This is a genomic window from Corallococcus sp. CA053C (assembly GCF_003611675.1).
In the GTDB taxonomy this organism is placed as follows: Bacteria; Myxococcota; Myxococcia; order Myxococcales; family Myxococcaceae; genus Corallococcus.
On sequence record NZ_RAWA01000584.1, the window covers coordinates 1 to 4593 of the forward strand.

At 71.4% G+C, this 4593-nt stretch carries 4 protein-coding genes and 1 pseudogene; 4 read left to right on the forward strand and 1 reads right to left on the reverse strand.

What is annotated here, in order from left to right:
* Positions 1-535: SGNH/GDSL hydrolase family protein (locus D7V97_RS40370; protein WP_147445183.1), on the forward strand; the 535-nt coding region annotated here is incomplete at its 5' end.
* Positions 536-553: 18 nt separating this feature from the next.
* Here D7V97_RS40370 and D7V97_RS40375 read toward each other — a convergent pair.
* Positions 554-2479 carry a diguanylate cyclase gene (locus tag D7V97_RS40375; RefSeq protein WP_120615887.1) on the reverse strand — a complete coding sequence of 642 codons (1926 nt, stop codon included), beginning with the start codon at positions 2477-2479 and terminating at the stop codon, positions 554-556.
* Between the two features lie 188 nt (positions 2480-2667).
* On the opposite strand from D7V97_RS40375, the gene pgeF reads away from it, so the two are divergent.
* The 3 genes and pseudogenes from pgeF to D7V97_RS40390 all read left to right on the forward strand — a co-directional run.
* Positions 2668-3450 carry a peptidoglycan editing factor PgeF gene (gene pgeF, locus D7V97_RS40380; RefSeq protein WP_120615888.1) on the forward strand — a complete coding sequence of 261 codons (783 nt, stop codon included), beginning with the start codon at positions 2668-2670 and terminating at the stop codon, positions 3448-3450.
* 91 nt (positions 3451-3541) lie between these two features.
* Positions 3542-4384, forward strand: a complete 843-nt coding sequence (locus D7V97_RS40385) for a tol-pal system YbgF family protein (protein ID WP_120615889.1) — start codon at positions 3542-3544, stop codon at positions 4382-4384.
* Between the two features lie 27 nt (positions 4385-4411).
* Positions 4412-4593, forward strand: a pseudogene (locus D7V97_RS40390) (peptidoglycan-binding protein); the annotation flags it as partial.

A 4593-nucleotide genomic window follows, 5' to 3' on the forward strand; every position in this document is an offset into this window, starting at 1 on the left:
GGGCGGGGGCTATCCCGACCGGCTCGCCTCGCGCCTCCGGCAGGGTGGCCTCCCCGTGGGCCACACCAACCTGGGGCAGAGTGGGGCGCGCATCCGCGACGTCGTCACCAGCGCCCTCAAGCGCGTCGTCGCGTTGCAGCCCACGCTCATCACCCTGGGCGTGGGCACCAACGACCTCTGGCGCGGCACCGAGGTGGCGGAGTTCCAGGACGACCTGGACCGCATCGCCCGCCGCCTGAAGCAGACCGGCGCGTCGATGGTGGTGGTGAACATCGCGGACATGGCGCTCGCGCCGGTGGCGAAGCTGGTGCCGAGCGCCCTGTACGAAGGCCGCATCGAGCCCTTCAACGACGCCATCGCCACCGTGGCCCGCTCGCACGGGCTCCACCTCGTGGACCTCTTCACCGCCAGCCGCGAGATGATCCCCCGACGGCCGGACTTCTTCTGCGGGGACGGCTTCCACCCCTCCGCCGCAGGCTATGACGAGTGGGCGGACCTGATGCTGCCCGTGGTCCGCACGCTCATCCAGCGCTGAGCCCTGCCTGCTGCTCCTTCACGCCTTGGCGATGCCCGACGGGGCCGGGGGCGTGGAAGGCGCGTCCGTGGGCGGAGCGTTGATGCTGCGCTCGCGTCCGGGGTGCATCTCCATGCCGGCCTCGAAGGCCGTCACCCGGTTACGGCCCGTGCGCTTGCTGCAATAGAGCGCCGAGTCCGCGCAGTCGACGAGCCCCTCCTGCGTGGTCGCGTCCGTGGGGTAGTGCGAGACGCCGATGGACACCGTGACGTGCCCACCCGGCAGGCCCGGCCGGTTCAGCATCACGGCCTCCGCCACCGCGCGGCGCAGCGTCTCCGCGACCTCGAAGGCGGTCGCCTTGGAGACCTGGGGCAAGAGGAGCACGAACTCCTCGCCGCCGTAGCGTCCCAGCGTGTCCACCTTCCGCGCGCGGGTGCGCAGCACGTCGGAGACGCGGCGCAGCGTCTCGTCGCCGGCCCGGTGTCCGGCCAGGTCGTTGAGCCGCTTGAAGTGATCCACGTCCACCATCAGGAGCGCCAGCGGCACGCCGAAGCGCTGGGCGCGCGCCAGCTCCAGGTCCAGCCGCTGGAAGAGGTGACGCCGGTTGGGCACGCCCGTGAGCGCGTCCGTCAGCGTGAGCTTCACCGTCTCCGCGTGCAGCCGCGCGTTCGTCACCGCCGTGGCGGCCTGATCCGCCACCGCCGTGAAGAGCTCGATCTCCTCCCCGGAGAACGAGGCCGTCTCCTTGCGCTGGAAGTTGATCACCCCCAGCAGCGTCTCCGCGTGCACCATGGGCACCGCGAGCAGCGAGCCCTCCTCGGTGCCGCCGCCCAGGCCGCGCCGGGCGAAGATGCTGGTGTTGTCGGCGAGGTCCGGCAGGTACACCGCCTTGCGCGACTGGGCGGCCCGGCCGCACGCGCCCTCGCCCACGGAGAAGATGTGCCCCTCCAGGCCCAGGCCCTGGGGCCACGCGTGCTTCACCTCCAGCATGCCCTCCTCGTTGAGGAGCATGATGGAGAAGTCGGGGATGTGCAGGCGCTCCACCACCAGCCGGGTGATGCGCGCGAGCAACTCGTCCAGCTCCAGCGTGGTGTTGAGCGAGCGCGCCACGTCGAACAGCAGCGACAGCTCCCGCAGGCGCTCCTCCAGCTCGTCCTTGAGCGCCAGCTTCTCCTTCACCAGCTCCAGGTCGCGGTGCGTGTCGATCTCCTCCACCTTCATGGAGGTGAGCCGCGCGAGCATCTGGTTGAAGGCCGCGCCCAGCCGTGAAATCTCGTCCGTGCCCCGGGCGTCCGCGCGCACCAGCAGGTCGCCGGACTCCGCGCGCCCCATGGCCTCGCTCAGCCGCTTGAGCGGCCGCGTGAGCACGAAGCGCAGGCTCAGCCACGTGACGAGCCCCAGGATGCCGACGAAGAGCACCATCGCCCCCAGCGCGTCCCGGAACACCGTCTGCAACTGACGGTGCATCGCGGGCTGGCCCAGCCGCACCTGCAACACGCCCATGCGCTGCGCGGACTCGCTGGGGTGACAGCCGGAGCACTCGGGGCCGCCCAGGGGGCGCACCACCTCCGTGCCATTCTCGCTGGAGCGCGCCGTCTCCGGCCCCGTCGCCGACAGCCGCTCGGCCTCCGGATGGGGATGGCCCTGCTCGGCCGGGCGCCGGCTCCACCGGATGCGCCCGTTCGGCATCAGCACCCGCAGGTCCTCCACGGAGCGGAACAACCGCGTGTCTGACGCCAGCACGTCCGCCACCGCCGCGTGCGGCGCGGCGCCCGGTGCCTGGGGCAGGGTGAAGGTGGACGCGACGAACTCCGCCAGCGCCAGCGCCTCCAGGTGCGTGCCCTCGTGGACCGCCTGCCGCGTCTCACGCGAGAAGTGGCCCACGCCCAGCAACGCCACCACCAACCCTGGCAGGCCAATGCTCCAGAGGAGCTTCCTGCCAATCGTCTCGGAACCCAGGGCCATGTGTGGGCGCAGTCTGCTCCGGACCCCGCGTCCTGTCCGCGTGTCGGAGTGTCCAGAAATTGTCAGCGGCATGACACGCCCTGTCAAACGTACTCACGTCGAAATATTGAAACAGGACTGCTGTTCCCCAGTGAGTTCCCGTTTTCAGCGGCTGCGCCCGTGGCCCGGTCCAGCGAGACTCGCCTCCCATGTCCACGTCCACGCCCACGTCCACACCCAAGCCCGAAATCCTCACGTCCGCGCTGCTGCCGGTGCCGCACGGCTTCACCACCCGGGCGGGGGGCGTGTCGGAGGGGCCGTACGCGTCGCTCAACCTGAGGTTCTCCATCGGCGACGAGCGCTCGCGGGTGGAGGAGAACCACCGGAGGCTGGCGCAGGCGGCGGGCGCGAAGCTGGGCGCGCTGTGCCGGGTATCCCAGGTGCACGGCGACGTGGTCCTGGAAGCACGTGGAGCGCCGGACGACGAGCTGCGCCCGACGCTCGGCGAGGCGGACGCACTGTGGACGGAAGAGGAGGGGACGTGGGTGGCGGTGGGCACTGCGGACTGCGTGCCGGTGTTGCTGGTGGACCCGGAGGGGCGCCGGGTGGCGGCGGTGCACTCCGGCTGGAAGGGCACGGAGCTGGAGATCAGCGCGCGCACGGTGGAGGCGCTGGCGGCGCGCGGCTCGCGGCCGGAGCGACTGCTCGCGGCGGTGGGGCCGTGCATCCAGGCGTGCTGCTACGAGGTGTCGCCGGAGCTGGGCGACCGCTTCCGCGCGCGCTTCGGCCCGGACGTGGTGCGCGAAGGCGTCAAACCCCACCTGGACCTGCCCCGCGCGGTGAAGGCCTCGCTGGTGAAGGCGGGCCTCAAGCCAACACACGTGGACGTGCTACAGGCTTGTACGGCGTGTGAACGTGAGCGGTTCTTCTCGCACCGGCGGGACGCGGGGCTCACCGGCCGGCATCTCAATTTCGTGCTACACCGCTTCTAGCGTCCCTCTGCAAGACCGGCCGTTTTCTTGACGGTCTCCGACCGGCCTTCCTATCCTCGACGCGGAATCCCCTCCGTCCAGGCTCGTGCCGGTGCGCCCCTTCTTCTTCCGCCTGTTTGCCGCCGTGGCGCTGTGCGCGCCGACCGCCTGCGCCACCACGGCCGCCTCCCAGGCGGAGGTGGTGAAGCTGGAAGCCGAGGTGCGCACGCTGCGTGCCTCCCAGGCGACGCTGGTGGAGCGCCTGGAGCGGCTGGAGAACCGCGACGCCGTCTCCCGCGCCCGGAACGTGGCCGCGCCCGTGTCCACGCCCGCCGCGCTGATCCCGAAGTCCGACGAGGACACCGGCAACGAAGCGCTGGGGCTGGCCCCGGCGGAGCTGGCGGTGGTGCGGCTCAAGCCGAAGAAGGAACCCGCCCCGCGCATCGCCACGGCGGTGCCGGTGGTGGAGCCGGATCCGGACCAGATGGAGATGTTCATCAGCCCGGCGGAGGGCTCGTCGGGCGGTGCCTCGACGGCGTCCCAGGCCCGCTCGGACGGGGTGCCGGACAAGGACCCGGCCATCCTCGAAGCCGAATACGAGCACGCCGTATCGCTCCTGCGCACCGGCAACGTGGAGGGGGGCGTGGATCAGCTCACGCGCTTCGCGGGAGAGAACCCCCGCCACCCGCGCGCGGACAACGCGCTGTACTTCACCGGTCTGGGGCAGATGGGCCTCCAGGATCCGGCCAGCGCCGCGAAGACGTTCGAACGGCTCATCAAGACCTACCCCGCCGGGGATGCCATCCTGGACGGCATGCTCCGGCTCGCGGAGTGCCGGGTGCGGCTGAATCAGGCCGTGGATGCCCGGGCCCTCTATACTCGCGTCGTCACCCAGTTCCCGGGGACGGCCGCCGCCACGCAGGCGGAGCAGCGGCTCGCCGCGCTCTCGCCGTAAGACCTTTTCGTGAAAGGACGTCGTCCGATGCGCTCCCGGATCCTCGCCTCCCTGCTCGTGCCCCTCGCCGTCGCGCCGGCGTGGACGGCCCATGCCCAGCAGCAGGACGCGCAAGAGGAGGAACCGCAGCAGGTCAGTCCGGAGACGGAAGGGCAGGACATCTCCGACGACGCCGCCGAGCGGCCCACCTCCGTCACGCTCCCCCCCGG